Here is a 21,332-nt window from a genome sequence, read left to right as displayed (position 1 = left end):
ACCATGTTACATATTTATAAGACTTATAGTGCTTCATTTAAAAACTTAAAACTACTACTATTAGTACTAGTTATCCTCAATTCATGTTCTGATTTTCTTGAGGTTGAAGTACCAAGTAACGAAATAGAACCAAGTAGTGTGTTTTCAAATACAGTTTCTGTAAAGGCTGCCTTTGCTGGGGTGTATTCTCAAATTAGGGAAAATGGTATCATTAGTGGGACTCGAAGCCGTGGTAGTAGTATTTTGTTAGGTCTGTATACCGATGAACTTCAAACCTTTAATGAAAATAATAACCCTTTCTTTTTAAATGATCTCGATTCAGAAGATGCTACAGTTTCAAACTATTGGGGAGAAAGTTATAATAACATTTTTGAAGTTAACAAAATATTAGATGGCATTCAAAATTCTGATGCTTTAACAGCAGAAGATAAAAACGAATTTAGAGGACAAGCCTTATTTCTTCGTGCTTTTTTTCATAGCATGTTGGTACAACTTTTTGGAGACATTCCCTATGTAACCACGACTAACCATGAGATAAATAAAATAGCTTCCAGAGCATCTACCGGAGAAGTGTATGCACAAATCATTAAAGATTTATTAGAAGCGAAATCTCTATTAGGAATAACAAATCGTGATAACGATATTGTTTTTCCAGACAAAATTACTGCTGAAGCGCTTTTGGCACGCGTATATTTATACACAGAAGATTGGACTAATGCGGCGCAAAGTGCATCATTTGCAATTGATAATGTTATATGGGAACCAGATGTAAACGAAGTGTTTATACACGAGTTTTTTAATTTATCCGAAGAAGGAGAAGACATTGGAGAAAGTGTTATATGGTCTCTAAAAACAGACATTCTTAATAATCAAAATACGAATCTTGGCGCCTCATTTATTATACAAGAAAATACAGCAAATTTTGACGGACGACCAATCTTAACGAATGATTTAATAAATGCATTTGACCTCAACGATAAAAGGCGTGATGCTTGGGTTGGTTCTCTAATTGTAGGAAGCAATACGCTTTTTTTTCCAACAAAATATAAAGAACCAGCACCTACTTCACCTGTTACAAAAGAATATCCTATTATTCTTCGTTTAGCAGAGCAGTATCTAATTCGAGCTGAAGCTAGAGCAATGCTTGGAGATATTCCTGGAGCTAAAGACGATATTAATATAATACGTACTAGAGCTGGTTTACCAAATGTGGGTGCTTTTATAAATTCCCAAGAAGGTATTATAGAAGCCATTATACGTGAAAGACGCGTTGAGTTTTTTACTGAATTTGGACACCGTTTTTACGATTTAAAGCGAACTGGATATATAAATGCCGTTTTAACTGAGATTAAACCAAATTGGAATCCAGAAGGTGTATTACTACCAATACCCCAAAGAGAGCTAGACGTTAACCTTAATTTATTACCACAAAACCCTGGTTATCAATAATTTTTGAGAGACAAAACACCTGTTCAATTGCCTAAAAATCATTTAGAAAAACTATGTGTTTTTTCAGTAAACCATTTTAAATAAAATGCATCAAGTAAAAGTAATAAGCTATTTCTTTTTATGCTTTATAATATTCAATTGTAAATCGAAAGATAAAACAGCTCCTGACTTTAATCCACCATTAGCAAAGGTGCCGTTTAACATAGAAGGTTCAGGTTTAGTATTTGTTAAAGGAAAAATCAACAATAAAAAAAACGTGCATAACTTTTTATTTGATACGGGGGTTTCTTCTGAAATATTAGATGAAAAAGAAGCTAAAAAATTTAATTTTGTATACGCTGGTTCATCTCAATCTAAGGATGCTTCAGGTACCAAAACAAATCCAGTTGCACATAATCAAATTATAAAGCTACCACCTACAGATATTGAGATCCCGAATGTTAAAATATCGTCAGTAGATTTGTCGAATTTAAGACACATGTCTAAAGACACCATGCATGGTATTTTAGGTTATAGTCTACCAGCTAGGTATTATACCCAAATAGATTATGATGATAAACACATGCTATTGTACAACAGCATGAAAGATATAAGTTTAGAAGGCTACACTCCGGTACCTTTTGAGTTTATAGATGATATTAACATTCCTTTTATAGCGCTAACGTTTCAATTAAAAAACGGAAAGTACTTTACAGGTAAGGTACTTTTTGATACAGGGTATAATGGCACGTTAATTATCAATACAGGGTTTAATGAAAAGCATCAAATTAGTTCGCAAATAGATAAAAAATTAGTGTCTTCTGCTAGAGGAGTTTCTGGTGCCTTTAAAACTGAAAAAGTTGCTATTCAAGCGGTACATATTGATTCTTTAAAACTCAGTCATATTCCTGTTAACATATCTTACAGTGAAGGTGGCTTTACTTCAGACAACAATATTATGGGTATTCTTGGGGCAGGTATCATCCATAAGTTTAATTACGTATTGGATTATCCTAAGAAAATCATTTATCTAAAACCCAATGCATATGCTAAACGTACGTATAAACTTCCCTTAAGTAGTATTGAGTTTATCAAAAAAGAAGGCACAATTATTATTTCTAGTGTAGATGAATCCTCTCCAGCATACAAATCAGGGTTAAGAATTAAAGATAACGTGTTATCTATTAATGCAAAACCTCTTAAAACCCCTAATGAATATTATAAAATTACTGAAGGTAAAGAAGGAGATATTATTACCATTAAGGTCGCAAAGCCCAACGGAAAAGAAGAAAATATCATCTTCCAGCTAATGCCTTTACTTTGAATTATGAGACCATCAGATCCCTTAATTGAACAGTACTTTGAACAATTAAGTGTTTAAAAAACAATACTCTAACCATTTTAATAAAAGCTTTGAGGTTTTAAATATGCTTCAAAGCTTTTTTATTAAGAACTAAATATGATTATAAATGTGACTAATTTAACATTTCTTTAATAGGGTGACCGTAAGTTTAGGTCTCTTTAAATATGATAGTTTTTTTTAAAACTTGAATTAAAGCAACACCCTAACAGTTATACTTATAATTTTTTGAATTAGTCACTTAAAAATTTATTGAAATTGGGGGAACGTTGAAAAGGGCTGTTTTTTGAAATAGCCCTTTAATTCAAACATTAAAAACAAGAATATTATTAATCTCATAATTATTAAATAAACATGAAGCATTTCTTTTTTCTAGCCTGTATCACTTTTACTATATGTGTTTCAGGTCAAAATATAGATTTAAACCAAAAATTACCAGTAAATACTTCAATTAAAAAGGGGGGTTTGCCTAATGGCATGACCTATTACATACATCATACTGATGTGGTTAAAAATGCTGCAAGTTATTACATCATACAAAATGTAGGTTCTATTTTAGAAAATGAGGATCAACGCGGATTGGCTCATTTTTTAGAACATATGGCCTTTAATGGTACTAAGGCTTTTCCTAAAAAAGCCCTATTGAATGCGTTAGAAGAAAATGGATTAAAATTTGGAACCGATATTAATGCATATACCAGTTTTGATGAAACAGTTTACAATATTAATAAATTAGGCACCAAACCAGAACAAATTGATTTAGGGCTACAAATACTACACGATTGGTCTAATGATTTAACATTAGAAGAAGAAGAAATAGATGCAGAACGCGGTGTTGTAAAAGAAGAATGGCGTACACGTGACAATGGCTACATGCGTATTATGAAAAAAAACATGCCTGTTACATTTGGAGGTTCAAAATATAAAGATAGAATGCCTATTGGTTTGATGAGTGTTGTTGAAAATTTTGATTACCAAGCACTTCGAGATTTTTATCATGATTGGTATCGAACGGATTTACAAGCTATTGCCATTGTGGGTGATATTGATGTTGATGATATAGAGCAAAGAATAAAGAAAAAATTCTCATCAATTCCAGCTGTTAAAAATCCCAAAGAGCGCTACTATGCAACATTTGAGAATAATGAAAAAATGTTATACACCATGGCAACAGATAAAGAAGTTGCCAAATCTCAAATACTATTTAGTATACATTCTGAAAGACCTAAGTATAATAATACGATTGCTGATTTACGTGAGGATATAGTAAATTACATTGCCGCAAATGTTTTTTCAAGACGGCTTGCTGAACTAACACAACAACCTAACTCACCAGTATCCAAGGTTGGTTTTAGTATTGGTAAGGTTACACCAATGAATAATAGCTTTGGGATGTATATTACTCCCAAACCAAACAAACAAATAAAGGCCTTTTCTTTAGCAATGAATGAGTTGTATAGAACCATAAAGTTTGGTACCGTACCAGCAGAATTAAAAAATATTAAAGAAAAACTTACTAATACCTACCAAAACAGGGTGGCAAAACTGGAGGACCTTTCACACAGTGCTATAGGACTATCTACTATAAAAAATGACTACTTGTACAATGAGGTGCCTACTGACTTAATTAAAGAATTTGATATTGTAAAACAACTTTTAGATCAGTTAACAGTTGAGGATATCAATAAAAAATTAAAAGAAGTTTATACTACAACAAACAGAAAACTTATAGTTACTGGTGTAGAAGGAGAAGACAATTTATCTCAATCTAAAGCTTTAAAAATTATTAAATCAGCCGAAAACAATAAAAAATTAAAGCCTTATGTAGAAGAAGAAGATTCCAGAACTTTAATGCATGGTATTACTCTAATACCTGGAGAGATTATAGATGAAAAAGAAAATCAAGACTTAAAATTTACAACATTCACCCTTAGTAATGGCGTTAGGGTACATCATAAGTTTTCTGATAAACAAAAAAATAAAGTTAAGTTTTTAGCAAAGAGCAAGGGCGGTTACTCGTTAATTCCTGTTGAAGATATTCCTTCAGCTAGAATGATATACCCAGTAATAGCTCGATCTGGATTAGGGGCATATGACCTTTTAGAATTAGATAAAAAATTAACAGGAAAAACGGCTTCGGCTAAATTTCGCATTAAAGAATTACATGAAGAAGTTGGTGGCTTATCCAGTACTAGAGGTTTTGAAACGATGCTCCAATTAGTTAATATGGGTTTTACAGCACCACGCTTTGATGAGTCTGCTTATAATTTAGCTATTGAAGCAGAGAAAAATTTCATAAAAAACAAAAAGAAAGATTTAGGTTCAAGAAAACGTGATAGTATGGTAGTAAGTACTTATGGAACCAATAATCCATACAAGAATTTTATTGACAACGAAACACTAAAAACAATAAGCCTTGAAAAAATTAAACGTATTTATAATGAAAGGTTTAACAATCCAGCAGATTTCGAATTTTTTATTGGAGGAGACATTAAAAAAGAAGCCGTAATACCTGCTCTGGAAAAATATATTGCGAGTTTACCTACTACAAGCAAATTAGAAAACTGGAAAGATGTCATTCCAGATTGGGTTTCTAACACCATAGATAAAGATATTTATTTCCCTATGGAAAACCCAAAAGCAACCGTAAATATTCGTAAAAAGAAAGCGATGCTATACTCGCGTAAAGATAATTATACGCTCAGTTTACTTGCCGGAATTTTACAATTACGTTTTACAGAATCACTTAGAGAACAAGAAGGTGGTACTTATGGGGCATCAGCAAATTATGCCTTTTTTAGAGAACCAAAAGAAGAAGCACAACTAGAAGTATCTTTTAATTGTAATCCAGATATGGTTGAAAATCTAATAAAAATTGTGTATTCGGAACTAGACAAAATAAAAAACGGTGAGATTTTACAAGAAGATCTAGACAAGGTAAAAAGTAACAAACTTAAAAAACGTAAAGAATATAAAAACAGATCTGATTATGATTACAGGGTCATGATAAAATTTGTAGAAGATGGTCTTAATGCAGATGCTCCTAAAAATTATGAAGATATCATCAATGCTATTACTTTAGAAGATATACAGAAAATAATTACTGAAATATTAACAGACAGTAAATCACTAGAAATTGTATTTAAGCCAGAGATAAATCAAATCCATTAATAATTAACGAATACTAAACATGAAAAATTTAAATATTCTATTATTTTCACTAACACTTGTATTGTTTTGTTGTGAAAAAAAACCTAGATATTATGCTGTAATTCATGGAAAAATTGAAAACCCAGTTGCAGATTCTATGGTCTTTAGCAAATCTGGAATTAAAAAAACTATAAAATTAAATGCTGATGGCACCTTTAGAGATACTATTAAAGCACCAGAGAAAGGTTCAGGGCTTTTGTCTAACGGTAGAACTGGCACATCTTTATATTTAGATAATGGCTATGAAGTAGAAATCAATGCCGATGCCCGAGATTTTCTAAACACTGTAGAATTCAAAGGTAAAGGATTTGAAGCTAGCGCTTACCAAGCAGAATATACTAAACGCATAAGAAAAAAAGGAAATGATTTTGAGTTGTACTCATTACCAAAAGATAGTTTTGATATAAGTATGAAAGCTTTTAAAGAAGAGCTAGAAACTTTGTTGTATAGTACAAAAAATGTTGATTCTACATTCTTTGCTCAAGGTGAAAAGAGAACTAAGCGCCTATTTGAAAAAATGTATGAAACCTACAACGAGTTGCATGCGCCGGAACTATTAAACGGCAATCCATCTCCAAAATTTGTGGATTATGAAAATTATGCTGGCGGGACATTATCTTTAGATGATTTAAAAGGAAAATATGTTTATATAGACCTTTGGGCAACATGGTGCAAACCATGTATTGGAGAGATACCACACCTAAAAAAACTTGAAAAAGAATACCATGGAAAAAATATCGAATTCGTGAGTATCTCCATAGACAGAAAAGGGAAAGGCGGCAAATGGAGAACATTTGTAAAAGAAAATAATTTAACTGGTATACAGTTATGGTCTCGTGGAAATGGCGATTTCTTAAAAGCCTTTTACGTAAAAGGAATTCCTAAGTTTATTTTATTAGACCCTGACGGGGTTGTTCTTGAAACCGAAGCTCCAAGACCTAGTGATACTAAATTAAAAGACTTGTTTAATAGCCTTAATTTATAATCTTTCTTTTTTTAGTTCCTTAGAACCGTCATGAAGTGAAATTTGTGGCGGTTTATTATCGAAGCTTTTTGGAGTTATTATATCCTACCCTTATAAAGAGTATTTTTATTTACAGTATACCAATTATTTGCTTTTCTTTCTTAGGGTGACTCTAAGTTTGTGCCTCTTTATACATAACAGTTTGTTAGTTTATTATTCATAGCCCAAATAAGTAATATCAAGGATTTGACTTTAAAAAATAATATATGATGACATTTCTTGTTGTACTATTGATTTTAATTTTGTTAAATATATTATTCTTAATTTTTAGTATTAACAAAGAATGAAATAATGTCATATTAATGTGATCTTATTATTCTCCATCATTAAATAAAAATTAGAAACCAGAAAATTATAGTAAACTAACGTGAATCTTGGATAAGGAAATTTATGTCAGTTAGATTTCTATGACGTAACCAAACGGTTTTGATAAAAATCTTGATTTTTAATTAAAGCAAATATAATGTGTATTATTTTGTTTCTAACGGCATTTAAGACGCTCATTTTATTTTTGCCCTCCATAACTTTGCGTCGATAATAACAGGCCAAGTCATTATTTAATCTAATGGCACTCATAGCTCCAAGGTGCAACAATTTTTTAAGGGATTTGTCAGCTAGGTTAGAGACGCGATTTCTTCCAAATACTGAGGTTCCAGAAGTGTTTGCAAAAGGAGCAACCCCTGCATAACAAGCCAGTTTTCTGGGTTCCCTAATGGATTTAAACTCATTGGTTTTTATAATTAAGTTCCAACATAGTACATCACCAATACCAGGAATGGATTTAAGTTGTTTATTAATAGCAAACAATCCAGAGTCTTGTTTTATGAGTTCTTTAATTTGTTGTTCTATAGTTTTAACTTGCACACTGAGCTCTTTTATTAGCTTGTTGTTTTCCTTAATAAGTTTAAATGCCAGTTTTCGATTATCCAAGACATTAAGTTCTTTGTTCTTGGTAGAGAGCTGCTGCCTTTGTTGTATTCTAAACTTTCTTTCACTGACTAGTATTTGCAGGTTTTGTATAACGTCTCTTTTAGGGACAAATATTTCGGTGTCCTGATAGTTCTTTTTGATAAAGTGGGCTATTCTAATGGCATCAACTTTATCATTTTTGCCCCTTGTAAGGCCTAAACTTCTTTTTAAGTGCAATGGGTTTACCACATAAAACTTACAATCTAAATTGATAAGAACGTGCATTAACGACCAAGTATACTTACCTGTGTGTTCTGTACAGATATGGTACTGTTGGCCAGTGCCTTTTAATAGGTAGCTACATTTAATTTTTGATCATTGTAAATATTAGATATGGATACATTACTTCCCGATACAGAAAGTGACCTGTATTGATATTCAATTAGTTAAGATTTTCGAGTACAAATGAGGAACAAATGTAAACTATATTACAAAATATAAAGTTCGAACTCTTCTAACTCATGCCAATATTCATTAGCAATTGTTGACTCTCCATTAATAGAGTCTTTAAGAAAATTTTCAACTAGATCGCTTTTATTTTTAATAAGGTCTTTCCATTTACGATAGTAAGCTTGTTTAATAACGAACAGAACAAATGTCATAGGGCTAATAAATTTCTTAAAAGGTATTCTAATAGTGTTGTCATGCCCAACGTGAAGATGCGAAACTGGGTGCACTTGAGCTTTATAATTTTTAAAATCTGAGTCGTATCTAAACGTAATATAATTAGATTTAAAATTTAACTCACTCAAATGCTGCTCATATTCCTCATAAAACATATCACCTATTTCTTCAACCGTTTCTTTATACTCCCCATCTCCTTCTAATATTCCAAGAACAAATTCATTATAACTAATAAATTCAGAAGGGTTTTGATAATAAGCGTATCTAATCTCTATGTTTTCCTTTTGTTTAAACTCAAACTGAAAAAAGGAGTCGTCATTCAGTAAAAAATCATAATCAAAATTATCTAAGCCTGCTTTGTGAACTATATGATAACTTTCCTTAATAGAAGCATGAATAAATTTTTTTGAAACACCAACTTTATTAATATTCTTTATTCCAGAATCTTTAAATAAATCAATCTCTTCTAAAAATTTTTCGATTTGAGAAAATGAAATATTATAGTTCGAAAGAGTCATCCTTTTTTGAATTTTCTTTTTCCCAATCAATCTTTAATTGCTTTACAACTTCTTCTTTCGGTAAACCAGTTTCTTCAGATTTTTTTTGAGCAAATCTTTCAAAATCATTTAGCAATTTCTGCCTAGAACTAATGCCTTGTCTAATTGTTTTCACATCATCTTCACTTGGTTGAACAAAATGCATTTGATAACTATTCTTCTTTAATAACTCAATTTCATCTATACAATATTGTACACTTTTCCCAACTCCTGAAAGTGTTACCCAAGCTAAACTTCTTGTCATTGCTGTGAATATTTTATTGCGTTCTACTATGTTATCTTTATCTCTAAAAACTGTATCTATTCCAATAATATAAATACTTCCAGATTCATTTCCTTTTGCATTATAAATAGTAGATAAAGTAACATGGTTTGGTACTTTATATGATTTATTAGTAGTCGGCGCATTAAATAAATTAAAAGATTTTACGTCTTCATCTTCAAGCCTTTCTTCTAAGTATTTAAAGAAATCTCTAGCATTTCTATTGTCCATACAAATTACACTAATATCTTCTGGACACATTTCTTTAGCCAAATCACTTTTAATTGAATTTATAACAAACTCTATTTCATCTTTTCTGTCATCTGCTTTAAAAACTTTAAGTATTTCATCACTGCCTAACAATTCATTTTTAATTGATGAACTATTAGAAATTGGCCTATCAATTATCATTTTAGCACCGTTTTCTGAATCACCAGATACTACTTCAAAACCTAAACTTTCCCAATGCTCATTACTTTCCAATCTTTGAACCATTTGAATTTCATCAGACTCATTAGTATTATAAACTCCTAACCCTAAAGAGAAAGCTGTAATAAGTGATTTTCTTGGTGTACGATAGCAAGTATGCAAAATCAAGTCACGTAAATCATCTTTTGCTTTTGAAAAGTCCACATGATATTCACCATTTTCATCCTTTCCAAAAGTCTCCTTTTCATCTTGTAAATCAATATCTAAAATATTTTGAAAATCATCATAAGCCCAAACGACCCTACTCTTTTCCGTTATTTTACGACATAACCTATAAAACTGAGGAGGAAAATCTTGAGCTTCATCAATAAGGGAATAATCATATTGCTTTTTAAGCTTGTTTTTTATTAAATCCTCGCATACTACTTCAAATGGATCAAGCCGACTCATTCTTCGTGCTTCAGTTAAATTTATGGAAGCAATATTATTTAACTTACAAGCATTATAATAAACTCCTTCTAATCTTTGTCCACCCCAAGCATGCATAATCTTTATTTTCTCCCAGTCTGGGTCTCTATCCGCAAACTGTCTATAAAACTTAGTTATATAACGTTTTACAACATCATTTAAATTTTTAGTATAATATGTATATAATATATTTGCTTCTGGTTGATTTAAATGTATCATAGCGGCTTTCATAGCCAAGATTATTGTTTTGCCTGAACCAGCTAATCCCCTTATTCTTTGAGCTCCATCAACTATAAATAAGGCTGCTCTTTTTTGCTCTGAATCAAAATTTGATATTTCATTTTCTATATGAGAAAGAATTGCTCCTTTAGAATTTTTAAAGTCTTTGGCATCTTTTAATCCTCTTTTTTTTGGTTTCACGATTACCTTTGAACCTTCTAAAGTTGCCTTTAAGTCTTTAAATTCAGAATCTTTAAGCAAATTTGCATCATACGCACTATCTATAAGAACTTTAACATCATGTTTTGAATTGAGAATATTAAATTCCGATTGATAAACATCTTTAGAATCCTCATCATTAATAAAAATACTAGAGGTTATGTCTAACTTGAGGTTTCTTCTGTCTTTTTTTAATTTTGGAGAATCCTTTAATAATTTTGCATAAATCATAGTATCAATTTCTGCTAAATCATCTTCATGCTCCTCCAATTGAATTTCTACACCTCTCAATTTATTTAAACATTGAAAAATAAAAAGTCCATGTGTTTTACTAATAAATAATACATTCGCTGATACCGTTGAATCACTATCTGCTTCAGGATAAATCGGAAATTGATGATAGATTGCTGAATCTAAAAAAGATAGCTCTGTATCTAACTCGTGTAAATATCGGATTAATGATACAGCGGACGGATCATTTTTAAGTAATGACTCATTAATATTTTTTTCAATCATCTTATATTAATTGGTAAGCATAGTAATGTTATACATTAAATATATTTAATAAAAAAGCTACAAAAATATGTATACAGACTAATTATTCTTTTTCACTAAATTCATAGAAATTCAAATATAGAAAAAATGATTACAAATTAATCAACTATTAAAACGATAAAGAATATAATCTGTATGTTTTATATAATTTCATTATTAAGATTTATACTGAAATCTCTTGGAGTATTATTTGAATAATCATTAAAAACCCAATTCTCACTTTTACTAAAGAGTTTAAAAGTTTTCCAATAACGTCTAAATTCAGATTCTTTTATAAAATCTAAACTATCACAATCCGAAAAAGGGATAATAAAAACATACACCTTACAAGTAAAACAAAACCTCCCGACTGCAAAAGGAATACTTGTATCATCTTCTTTTCTTATATAGTAGGATAATTCAGGTTGTAAAGTAAAAAAATCATAAGTCGTTAATTCAGCTATTCTAGGAAGGTTGGTAGTTTCAATATCCCCTTTAATCCATTTAATAGTATCTCTAAAATGAATAAGATCATTATCGTCAATAACTGATAAAAAATACTTGCAAAAAGATTTATATACATTTTGAAAAACTAAAGGCTCTTGTAAATTAAGCTTTAAATTATAGTTTTTATCACTTGGGTTTGGTCTATCCTCTAAACTATTGAAGACAATGTTTACTTGTCCATTATTACTTAAAGTGAAGTTTTTACCTTTTAATTTTTTATTCCCTCCTTTACCTTTAACTCCGAAAATAGTCCTGAATAGAGATAAATACTGAATAATGTGAGGCTCTATCGTTTCGCTAAATTCTTTATTACACTTATCACACTCATCAAATAAGATAATAGTTTTATTCCCTAACGCTTCTGATATTGCATGTGCCTTATTATTAAATGTAGTTGGATTACTTTTATTTAAACAAAATCTACAAATACGCTTTTGCTTATCTTTTTCCCCAATCGCAACCCTATTCTTCCCAACTGTATTTAGCTGGTATTTTTTTAGAAAACTCTCATATAAATCAAGTAATTCATCACTTGGATTTACATATTTTTTACCAGCACTTATTGTTTTTATATACTCATTTAATTTTAAGATTTCAATCTGTTCCAAATTCATATTTGGAAGAAAAACAAAATACTCGTTTGGTTTTAGCTTTCTGAGAAACGCTGATACTGAATTTAGCCTTGGTAGTCTTAACTTGTATTTATCTATAAAATGATTTAACTCTTTTTTATTCTCTTCGGTGTACTTTTGCAGAGTGTTTAGTAATGGTTTGCCATTCTCTTTTAAAGTAATAAATATCGAAAGTAAATCACCTACAAAATTATCAACCTCATCTTTGTTATGAGATTTCATTATAAAGCTTATATCTTTTTTCGTTGTTATGAATTGAATTTTAAAACTATACATTTATCTCTTTTCTACTTATAATAAGTATTTATAATAGATTTCTGAAAGAATAGGATTAAACTCTTTTTTCAACTCAATCTCTACTGCATTAACTATATCTTCAATTCCGCTAAGGCTACCCAATATAAATTTATTATCAGAAGCTAAAATCCATTTAGCATCAAAATTAGAATAGTTATATTTTTCAGGATTTAGCAACCACTTTTCATATTCAGAAATATTGGCAAAAACGTTTAATAACTCTGATTCTTTATTAATATTTAAAATGTTTAAGAGAATAATGAAATTATAGAAACGATAGCCATCAAAAACAGGATTATTTCCTTTAAATTCATTCTTGAAGCCTATCTCCTTAGAATTACTAACATCTTCTACAAGCCTTTTAAAATAATCTTTCCTTTTATAATCATAAAGTTTCTTCCTAATTAAGTGATCATAAAAATTAACATCAAATTTCTCATCTAAAACATCTTCAACCTCTTTATTGAGAATATTTTTGCATTGCTCATCACTTATTAACAATAAATATGAAACATAGTTCCATTTAGAACAGCCACTTATATTTCCAATCGCTCTTTTTATTATATGTTTTTTGCTTATTTTAATATTTGGGTAAAACTTATGTAATGATTTTGATGAGCTTTCAATTAAGCCTTCGTATTTATTATTATTGGGCTTATCTCTTTCAATAGCAATTTCCAAAATATTAATTAATTGTTCCGAAGTAAAAGAATTACCTTTTACAGTAAGGAACTTACTAAATTCTCTTAATTCATGCCAAGACAAATTATCTTCAATACTTAAAAAGTGTATAATCACTTTAGATAAAGGTTCAAATAACGACTTAGAAATAGTAATTTTTGAAAGCAATGTAAATGAATTTGCTACTAAACTTATATATCGATCACTAAACTGTAAATCAATTAAGTATTCTTCAAGTATTCTATTTTTATAAGGAGAATTAGCAAAGAGACCGTCTTCAAAATAAGATTTTAGTAGATTAGTAATACTGCTAATTATCTTTTTATCACACCCTTCATTAACGTCTAAAAAATCAACTTTTGAAAGTAATTTTTGAAATTCAGTAGGGTTAATATTTGTAATAAATTCAAGCAAGTAAAATGAATTAAAAGAGCTCAAACCATTGCCTTTTGTTAAGTAACTATCTATAAGACCTTTAAATACTTTCGCTGTTAATAATTTATACTTATAGAATACATTATAAATAATCCTGTTTTTATTTAAATGTAATTGAAGGTTATAATATTCACTTGCTAAATCGTGAAAATAATTTGAGCCCATATATCCATCATTGCCATTATCGTAATGCTTTCTTAAATTGGCTATTTTATCTACTAATTCTTCTACTTTATCTTTAACTGAAAGTAAAAGGTTTTCATCTTTGATTTTTAAAAGATAATTTCTAACATCATAATTTATGCTATACTCTATTTCTTCATAAAGAATTCTATTTAAATCAATACTTCTAATTTCTTCTTTAATTTCAATACTATCTTTTAATTTCTTGTCCTCCCATACCAAATTATGCAAATATTTCATATTTAGTTTAGCCAAAAAATATTCTATCTCACACCCTTCTTTCCCTTTTATTTTTTCACATAAACTCTTATATATATTATAAGCATTTTTGTAGTTATTTGCAGAAACTAGATAATTACCATAAGCATATTCTAAAGTAATACATTCATCCTTATTTTGAGCAATTTTAAGTTTACTCAATAAATGTTTAAAATCAAAACTCTTAAAGTTACAAGAAATACAATCACAAGATTTATACTTTAAAATATCTATGCTTTTAGTAAAGCCATCTTTATCAGAAAGTCTAAAAAAGTGTTTATGAGAAAAGCCTAAAACATGAGACCTTCTCAATATAACTTTATTGTAATCTTCTATACAACTGATTTCGATTATCTGAGAATGGTTAAGAAACCTTATAAAAGAATATATTTTATCTTCATACTCAATAACCTTTTCATTCTCTAATTCTTTCTTTAATTCATCTGAAATTTTAATTTTTCCATCCTCAAAGTCTAAATGCTTGAATAAAGCATGAATTTTAGGGTTAATTGTAAGCAGCTTATTATCGGAATAATGCCAAACATGTTCATTTAAAATATTAAAAGGCTTTATTGTCGCCAAATAATTAGGGTCAATATATTTTAATCCTTCAAACCTCTTCAACGATGAATATATTTCATCAACTATATGTATCGACTTCTCATTCTCTTTTAATTCTAAACTACTTATTTTATATAGCTGTTCAGTACTCGAAATATTATCTTTTTTAATAAACCTGTCTTTATGGAAGAGAAACAATAATTCTTTTAATTTGTTTTCATCTGATAAATCTTCGAGAAAAAACACTTGGTACTTTCCTTGAAAATTTGAATAAAAACGTACCTCTTTAAAATTAGAGACTATTATCCATTTGCATTGCCCTCCCATTTTTGAAGCATATTCAAATGCTTGACTAACAGCTGATTTTGAATCTTTTCTATTTTGCTTTACATCAAGATTCTTATTAGCATCTTTTATTTCTATTACTGCTCTTACATCACTACTCTTTTTGTTCTTACCAAAGAAACCCAATGCTCCATCAACTTTAGTTCCATCAACTTTAGTTTTAACTTCTTCACTTAAAGTCCAAAAATTAGAATTACCATAATTGAATCCTAAAACATCCCCAAAGAATTCATTTAAAAATCGTGTTTTAAACTCTTCCTCCTTTAGGCTTTCAAGTTTACCTGATTTAAGTTCTAAAATTAAACCTTCGATAATATTTCTTGCTAATCTTATTTTTGGTACATTCGATAACTTAAAATCTATTAGGTAGTGAGAAAGAAAATTTTCAGTAAATAATGGTTGCATAAGTATAATCTAAGATTCAACATTAAAGATATTAATAATAAACAATCTTTCTTAGAGTTTCTTTTTAGATCATAAAAACTACTTGTAAACATTTCTTTGGTGTTTCTATACGTTACTTTCTGATTCAGAAAATAAAAAACTCTAGTTCTCTATTGATCCAGTATAAGAAGTGACCGTTTACCAGTATATAAAAGGTACAAATCATATACAGAAAAACCAAAATCGCATAAAAAAACACCTCAATTGAAGTGTTTTGATACTTATTTCAAAATTTAGCTTTTGATTATTCTATTTTGATAACCTCACATTTTTCTATATCAATTTCAGCTTTTACGCTTTCTAGTACAGTAGCCCCTAACTTGTTTTGACCTCTATAACTATAACGAATAGTAAATGTACTCTCCCCTGCTCCTAAATATTTACAATCTACATATTCAAAAGATTTAGGATTATGCATTACACTTTTTATCTTTCTGTGAGTTAAACTACATGCATTACTAAAACAATCTTCAATCTTATCTTTTTTAAGAGCTTGTACTTGCTTCTGTTCTTTTAGTTTTTTTTACATTTTCCAACCTTTCTTTTTCTGAACATTCATCAGAATACAAAATAGCTTTATTAAAAAGTTCTTCTGATATGCCTTTCTCAATCCAATACTGTTTAGTTCTTTCGATTCTTAACTTTTCAGAATATTCAAGGTGCTTCTTACCAAAATCAGGGTATTTATTATCTGCATCCTTAATCGATTTTCTCTCAATTTCTGATACATCTTTATAGATTTGACAAACTGATAAATCGTATTCTTTAATTATAAAGTCTAATGAATCTTTAATTGGTTTTAGTTCTGCAATTGATTCTTGTTGTTTTTCATCAAAACTTTTTTCGGATGAACTATCTAAACTAACCTCATCAGTAAATAAGCCTATCATGATAAAAAGAAATATATAACTACAATACCTGAAAATTCTAGAATTCCATATTTTGAACTTAGTAGGTAGTTTCTTTGATATATCTGGTAGAAAGACTAATCCCAAAATTGTTGAAAAAACAAATGATAAAAAAGAACCACTAAATAAATATCCCAAAGCTATTAGGAAAAATAGAACTGCTAAAATGTACTTTAAAACTTTCATAAACTGAATTTAAAATGCTTCCAGTCCCTAAAAGCTGTTAAAGGTTTAAAAAAATAAGCGTGGAACTGTAGCTTATCGTTACTGAGGTACTGGTAATACCCTATACACAAACAAACTAAGCCCACGCCATAGCATGAGCATTAAGTCTATTTATCTCGTGTATATTAAAAATTACCAGTTTTCAGTAACAAGAATAAATAGCTAACGCTAACTTATATTTCTATTTTATTTAATTTCTTCTTATAAACTTTTTATAGTTCTAACAGCAAATGTAATAAACTTCACTTCTTTAATATTCTTAATCATAAAACTTTCTAAAGGATAACATAGGATAATATGGTTAAAATAGCCGAATTCAGGTTTTAATAAGACCTGCTTAAAATCATTGACATTTGCAATAATTCTCTTTTTATTATCCACTTTATAGTAAAGATGTATGACCTTTTGAACAATGTATACATCATTTAAGTCTGCCGTACGGACTTCTTTTGCTTTAATATTTTTAATAATTAAACTTTCTAACTATTAACATAAATTAATAGTTCTAGATTCAACAACTCAGGTTTTTATAATACCGATTTAAAACAATTAACGCTACAGTAATTCTCTTTTTATTAATAGTCTTGTATTAATATTCATAATCTATTTGAATAATCTACTTGTTATTTGGTCTCCTCAAAAATTTATTAATATAAAGGTCTTCTTCAAAGCTATCTAAACATGATTTCTCACCATTTATAACCCTATATAATAATTCCGCCCAAACTAAATCCATATCAACTACAATATTATTATCTACCTCTTCCACATCAAACGTAATTTCATTTCCTTCGTCTTCGGTATAATTAGTACTATAATTAAAAATAGTTTTTTGATGGCTGATTCTCTGCCAAGGCCTTAAACTATAAATCCATTCTCTAACTTCCAATTTAATCTCCTTTGGATAATAAAAGATACGCCCTACTAAAAAATTTCTTTTGCCTAATGTATATTCAACTTCTGCTAATAGGTAAGCTTCAAAATATTTTTTAAAAAACCATTGATCAGTAGTTTTAATTGCTAATAAAAGCTTTTTCATTTCACTTTCTCTATTTGTATCCCATAATGGTAATTCACGTAAATAAGGCCAAGAATCCCTACTAATACTTAGATACTCGATTGTATAAATGATAAAGTTTTTATTGCAATAAATATCTGAACAGATATAATTCTTTGTTAAAGTTGTTACAAAATCTAAATCAACTGGTTTTGTAGTGAAATCTCCTCGTTTTCTGTAATAAATAGAATCTAAATCTTCATGATAAATAAAGGTGAAATTATCCCTTAACTCTTTTCTGATTAAATCCATATTCTCTTGAGGGATTAGATCTGTTTTTTCTCCGTTTAAATATTTTCTTTTTAATGTTTTCATATTTGATATGTTCTTATGTTATATTACTAGTTGAAACTCTCTACTGAAAGTTGATTGATTTTTTTTACTACTTTCTTTCGTAATTCGAGTAATAAGGGATTTGCAAAAGGGTTTTCCTTATCTAATTTTGTAATAATGATTTTATACTGTTTTCTACGTCTTGAAGCTGTTGAGGGACTGCTGCATTTGGGTAAATTAACCCAATAGAAACGTTTAGCTCCTGCTATATATAACTCCAGTTCATTTGCAGTTAAAGTAGATACATCGTATCTACGGTCAAAAGCGATTCCATAAAACATTTCATGTAGAAAGTCTACCAATACTGAAAACTTACTATAATTAATTAAATCTGCTAAAGTGAAAACTCCCAAATCTTTTAGTTTTACTTTTTTGATAACAGCTTCAAATCGTATCATATTTGATGAAATATTTATCCTGTCTTTTTCAAAGACCTGTCTTGTCTTATCGTAAACCTTTAATTGATAATTACCTGTGAAAAACTTTCTACCATAAAACTTATTTCTCATGGTTCTCATATCTACACTAGGTTTTGAGAACTTAAAAGCTCGGATTAAACTTATATATTCCATTGATGGGTTATTCAATTCTATGTTTACCCCTATTTCCAATTTTCTTATATAAATTCTAGCAGGATCTAACTTATATCTGTTAGAAAGCATATTCACCATTTTAATGAAGTCAGTAAAAGAGAAATCAGACCAGTTGCCTGATTTCCCAATTACTTTTGAATAAGCTTTATGAGCAGAGTTTTTAATTTTATACTCCTTAGGGGTTATTACATGAAGTAAACCATAATCATCTTTAGCAGTATATTTAGTTATCCCCCCTCTATTACCCCATATAGGTCTAAACAATAGCTCATTGTACTCATAGAACTTAGGCATAGGATATTCCCATTTGAGAAAATCATTATCGCAATAAAATTCTACCCCATCAATCATAAACCAATTATAAATTGTCATAGGTTAATTGCTTACCCTTATTCACATAATCAATAAGCTCTTTCCTTAAAAACAGCCATTTGTTGTTTCGTTTATAACAAGGTATTTCACTTTTTTGTGCCTTACGACGTAATGTGTGCGGTGATAGTTTTAAAAAATCTGATGCCATATTAATATCTAAATAATCATCATTTTGTTTAAATTCTGGCTTAGCCTTATTTTTGGTTAAAGAACTTAACTCCTCTCGGATAATAGTTCTTAATTCATCAGGTTTACACATTAGGAAAAATTGTTCCATAATAATCTCTTTTTGTTAATTAATAAATGGGTTTAGCTAAATTCATAGCTTAATAGTATTCACCGCATCAATTTTATTTTTATCTAATAGGTTGAGATAGTTCATTGTAGTTTTCACTTCTTTATGACCTAGAATAGACATTACTGTAAAGATTGGTACACCAGAATTAATCAACATTGTTGCACATGAATGTCTAAAAATGTGATACCCAATGTTTTTTGAAATACCCGCATCCTCTCCCCAACTTTTAATAAGCCTGTACTTACGTTTAAAACCTTTAAAAAGTCTTTCATTAGGCTCTCCTCGTTCAGTAAGTAGTGCAAAAGCCTCTTCACTAATAGGTAAGGCTTGTTGTGTACTAGTTTTTTGATGCTGGAAGCGGATATGATATCCTAATTCGCTGGAATGCTCTAAATCATTCCAAATGAGTTTTTCTGCATCAGAAATCCTAAGCCCTGTATAAATCATGAAAAGACAAATGCGCTTTTGTAATTCATCTTTACATGGTGTATTTTTTAGTTTTATAGCTTCTTCCTTAGTTAAATAGCCTCTTTTAGTATCTACACATTTAATCCTTTCTATTTTAGGTGCTATATTTTCTTTAAGCAACCCCTCTTTATATGCCAACTTCAAGGCAAAAATAAACTTGGAAAAATATGACCCTGCTGTATTTTGAGAAATAGGCTTTAAGGTTTTAAAATGAGGTTTATATAGTAAATATTCCCTAAAGCTATTGACAAATTTTAAATTGATGTGCTTAACTTTAACCTCAGGTGAATGCTGTTTTAAATATTCTAATACAATCAAATAGGTAGTTCTACTAGAACTACTAATTCCTCTCCTTTTTGCTAGTTTTTCAAAATATAATAGGAAGTCCTTATTTTCTAAATCTGAAGCTAAAAACCCTAAATCATTATCAAAAATCTGCTGTTGTCTTTCTGCACATATTTTTCTCGCTCTTAGTAAAGTGTTTTTGTTATGAAGTTTTTCTATTTCATCCTTTGGATTTACATACATTCTCATACCCAAAAACTCTCTACGGGTTTGCTTACCTGTTCTTGCATTACGAATAGCAGGATAGAAATCAAAATACAGGCTATATTGTTTCCCATATTTGAGTAATTTCATCCTTATTTTAACTTTCGGTACTCTCATTTAAATATCTTAAATTTGCTCATCTCTTAAACAGAGTTTTCTTCCCTATTTTGTTCCACAAAGTTCTACTAAATTTTTTTTGCTTAAATTAAAAAACCCATATTTAGGTTTATATTTAAGTATCTGATTATCAAATATTTTAATCAAGAATAAAAGCTGTTTTTATAACCATCTCATTTACACAGAGTTTCCAAAATTGTTAAAATTTAGAACTTTAACATTTTTTTTAATTCCTCCCTTGAAATAAATACTCGATTTCTAATTTTTAGAGGTTTAATGACCTCATCCTTTATCAATCTATAAACAGAAGATTTACTCATACCTATAAATTCACAAACTTCTTTTATGGATAGAATCTCCTTTTCATTAAGTTTTGGATGCTTAATATGTTGAGGTATAACTTTATTAGTATCCTTATCTGATGCTTGTATTTTTAACTCCTTAATTTTTCTTTTGTAATCTCTACTGTTACATTTATGACTACAATACTTTGTTACTGTGGTTTTGGCTATAAATTCTTTACCACAATACATACAGATCCTTTTAATACGGATATTTGAACTCATATTTATTAATTGTTTAGATTTAACTATCTCAAAATTTATCTTTGGATAGTTTCTGGAAGTGTCTAGAAGTATCTGTGAGTCTCTAGAGGTGTCACAATCTATCCAATTAAGGCCAAAGTATTAGGCTTGGACGAGATATGACAATTGGAGGTACAAAAAATGTACACGTATTAGTCTATTTAATACGTATATATACTAAT

General features: G+C 29.3%; 16 protein-coding genes. 4 read left to right on the top strand and 12 right to left on the bottom strand.

The features are described from left to right. The first annotated feature begins 3 nt into the window (after nucleotides 1-3). The 4 genes from Q4Q34_RS16090 (at nucleotide 4) to Q4Q34_RS16075 (ending at nucleotide 6,983) form a co-directional block, all read left to right on the top strand. On the top strand, nucleotides 4-1,449 hold the full coding sequence (locus Q4Q34_RS16090; RefSeq protein ID WP_303315185.1) for a RagB/SusD family nutrient uptake outer membrane protein: 1,446 nt from the start codon (nucleotides 4-6) through the stop codon (nucleotides 1,447-1,449). A gap of 85 nt (nucleotides 1,450-1,534) precedes the next feature. Further along, entirely contained in the window at nucleotides 1,535-2,752 is a 1,218-nt protein-coding gene (locus tag Q4Q34_RS16085) for an aspartyl protease family protein (protein WP_303315187.1), read from the top strand. A gap of 390 nt (nucleotides 2,753-3,142) precedes the next feature. After that, the gene (locus Q4Q34_RS16080) at nucleotides 3,143-5,959 is read left to right on the top strand and encodes a M16 family metallopeptidase (protein ID WP_303315189.1); all 2,817 of its coding nucleotides are present in this window, start codon (nucleotides 3,143-3,145) and stop codon (nucleotides 5,957-5,959) included. 19 nt (nucleotides 5,960-5,978) lie between these two features. Beyond that, nucleotides 5,979-6,983 (top strand): TlpA family protein disulfide reductase, encoded by a 1,005-nt coding sequence (locus Q4Q34_RS16075; protein ID WP_303315190.1) that lies wholly within the window; start codon nucleotides 5,979-5,981, stop codon nucleotides 6,981-6,983. 444 nt (nucleotides 6,984-7,427) lie between these two features. On the opposite strand, the gene Q4Q34_RS16070 is transcribed toward Q4Q34_RS16075, so the two are convergent. From Q4Q34_RS16070 to Q4Q34_RS16015, 12 genes are all read right to left on the bottom strand, one after another. Then, nucleotides 7,428-8,300: a transposase gene (locus Q4Q34_RS16070; RefSeq protein WP_303316290.1), complete on the bottom strand. Its 873-nt coding sequence runs from the start codon at nucleotides 8,298-8,300 to the stop codon at nucleotides 7,428-7,430. Between the two features lie 119 nt (nucleotides 8,301-8,419). After that, nucleotides 8,420-9,133, bottom strand: a complete 714-nt coding sequence (locus Q4Q34_RS16065; RefSeq protein WP_303315191.1) for a DUF2290 domain-containing protein — start codon at nucleotides 9,131-9,133, stop codon at nucleotides 8,420-8,422. After that, nucleotides 9,114-11,285, bottom strand: coding sequence for a DEAD/DEAH box helicase (locus Q4Q34_RS16060; RefSeq protein ID WP_303315192.1), 2,172 nt, complete (start codon nucleotides 11,283-11,285; stop codon nucleotides 9,114-9,116). Before Q4Q34_RS16060 ends, Q4Q34_RS16065 begins: the two co-directional genes overlap by 20 nt. A 179-nt stretch (nucleotides 11,286-11,464) precedes the next feature. Then, on the bottom strand, nucleotides 11,465-12,664 hold the full coding sequence (locus Q4Q34_RS16055) for a hypothetical protein (RefSeq protein ID WP_303315193.1): 1,200 nt from the start codon (nucleotides 12,662-12,664) through the stop codon (nucleotides 11,465-11,467). Between the two features lie 69 nt (nucleotides 12,665-12,733). After that, nucleotides 12,734-15,607, bottom strand: coding sequence for a type IIL restriction-modification enzyme MmeI (locus Q4Q34_RS16050; RefSeq protein WP_303315194.1), 2,874 nt, complete (start codon nucleotides 15,605-15,607; stop codon nucleotides 12,734-12,736). Nucleotides 15,608-15,890: 283 nt separating this feature from the next. Next, complete coding sequence (locus Q4Q34_RS16045) at nucleotides 15,891-16,064, bottom strand: hypothetical protein (protein ID WP_303315195.1); 174 nt, start codon at nucleotides 16,062-16,064, stop codon at nucleotides 15,891-15,893. A gap of 67 nt (nucleotides 16,065-16,131) precedes the next feature. Further along, nucleotides 16,132-16,740, bottom strand: coding sequence for a hypothetical protein (locus Q4Q34_RS16040; protein WP_303315196.1), 609 nt, complete (start codon nucleotides 16,738-16,740; stop codon nucleotides 16,132-16,134). A 655-nt stretch (nucleotides 16,741-17,395) separates the two neighbouring features. After that, nucleotides 17,396-18,151 (bottom strand): hypothetical protein, encoded by a 756-nt coding sequence (locus Q4Q34_RS16035; protein WP_303315198.1) that lies wholly within the window; start codon nucleotides 18,149-18,151, stop codon nucleotides 17,396-17,398. 26 nt (nucleotides 18,152-18,177) lie between these two features. Next, nucleotides 18,178-19,134 (bottom strand): hypothetical protein, encoded by a 957-nt coding sequence (locus tag Q4Q34_RS16030; protein ID WP_303315199.1) that lies wholly within the window; start codon nucleotides 19,132-19,134, stop codon nucleotides 18,178-18,180. Further along, nucleotides 19,121-19,411: a helix-turn-helix domain-containing protein gene (locus Q4Q34_RS16025; RefSeq protein ID WP_303315201.1), complete on the bottom strand. Its 291-nt coding sequence runs from the start codon at nucleotides 19,409-19,411 to the stop codon at nucleotides 19,121-19,123. The genes Q4Q34_RS16030 and Q4Q34_RS16025 overlap by 14 nt, the downstream gene beginning before the upstream one ends. Before the next feature lie 42 nt (nucleotides 19,412-19,453). Then, the gene (locus tag Q4Q34_RS16020; protein WP_303315203.1) at nucleotides 19,454-20,539 is read right to left on the bottom strand and encodes a tyrosine-type recombinase/integrase; all 1,086 of its coding nucleotides are present in this window, start codon (nucleotides 20,537-20,539) and stop codon (nucleotides 19,454-19,456) included. A 233-nt stretch (nucleotides 20,540-20,772) separates the two neighbouring features. Beyond that, nucleotides 20,773-21,132 (bottom strand): helix-turn-helix domain-containing protein, encoded by a 360-nt coding sequence (locus Q4Q34_RS16015; protein WP_303315204.1) that lies wholly within the window; start codon nucleotides 21,130-21,132, stop codon nucleotides 20,773-20,775. Between the last annotated feature and the right edge of the window lie 200 nt (nucleotides 21,133-21,332).

Origin of the sequence: Flavivirga abyssicola (genome assembly GCF_030540775.2) — a bacterium.
Lineage (GTDB): Bacteria > Bacteroidota > Bacteroidia > Flavobacteriales > Flavobacteriaceae > Flavivirga > Flavivirga abyssicola.
This window is presented reverse-complemented; position numbering and strand designations above follow the sequence as displayed.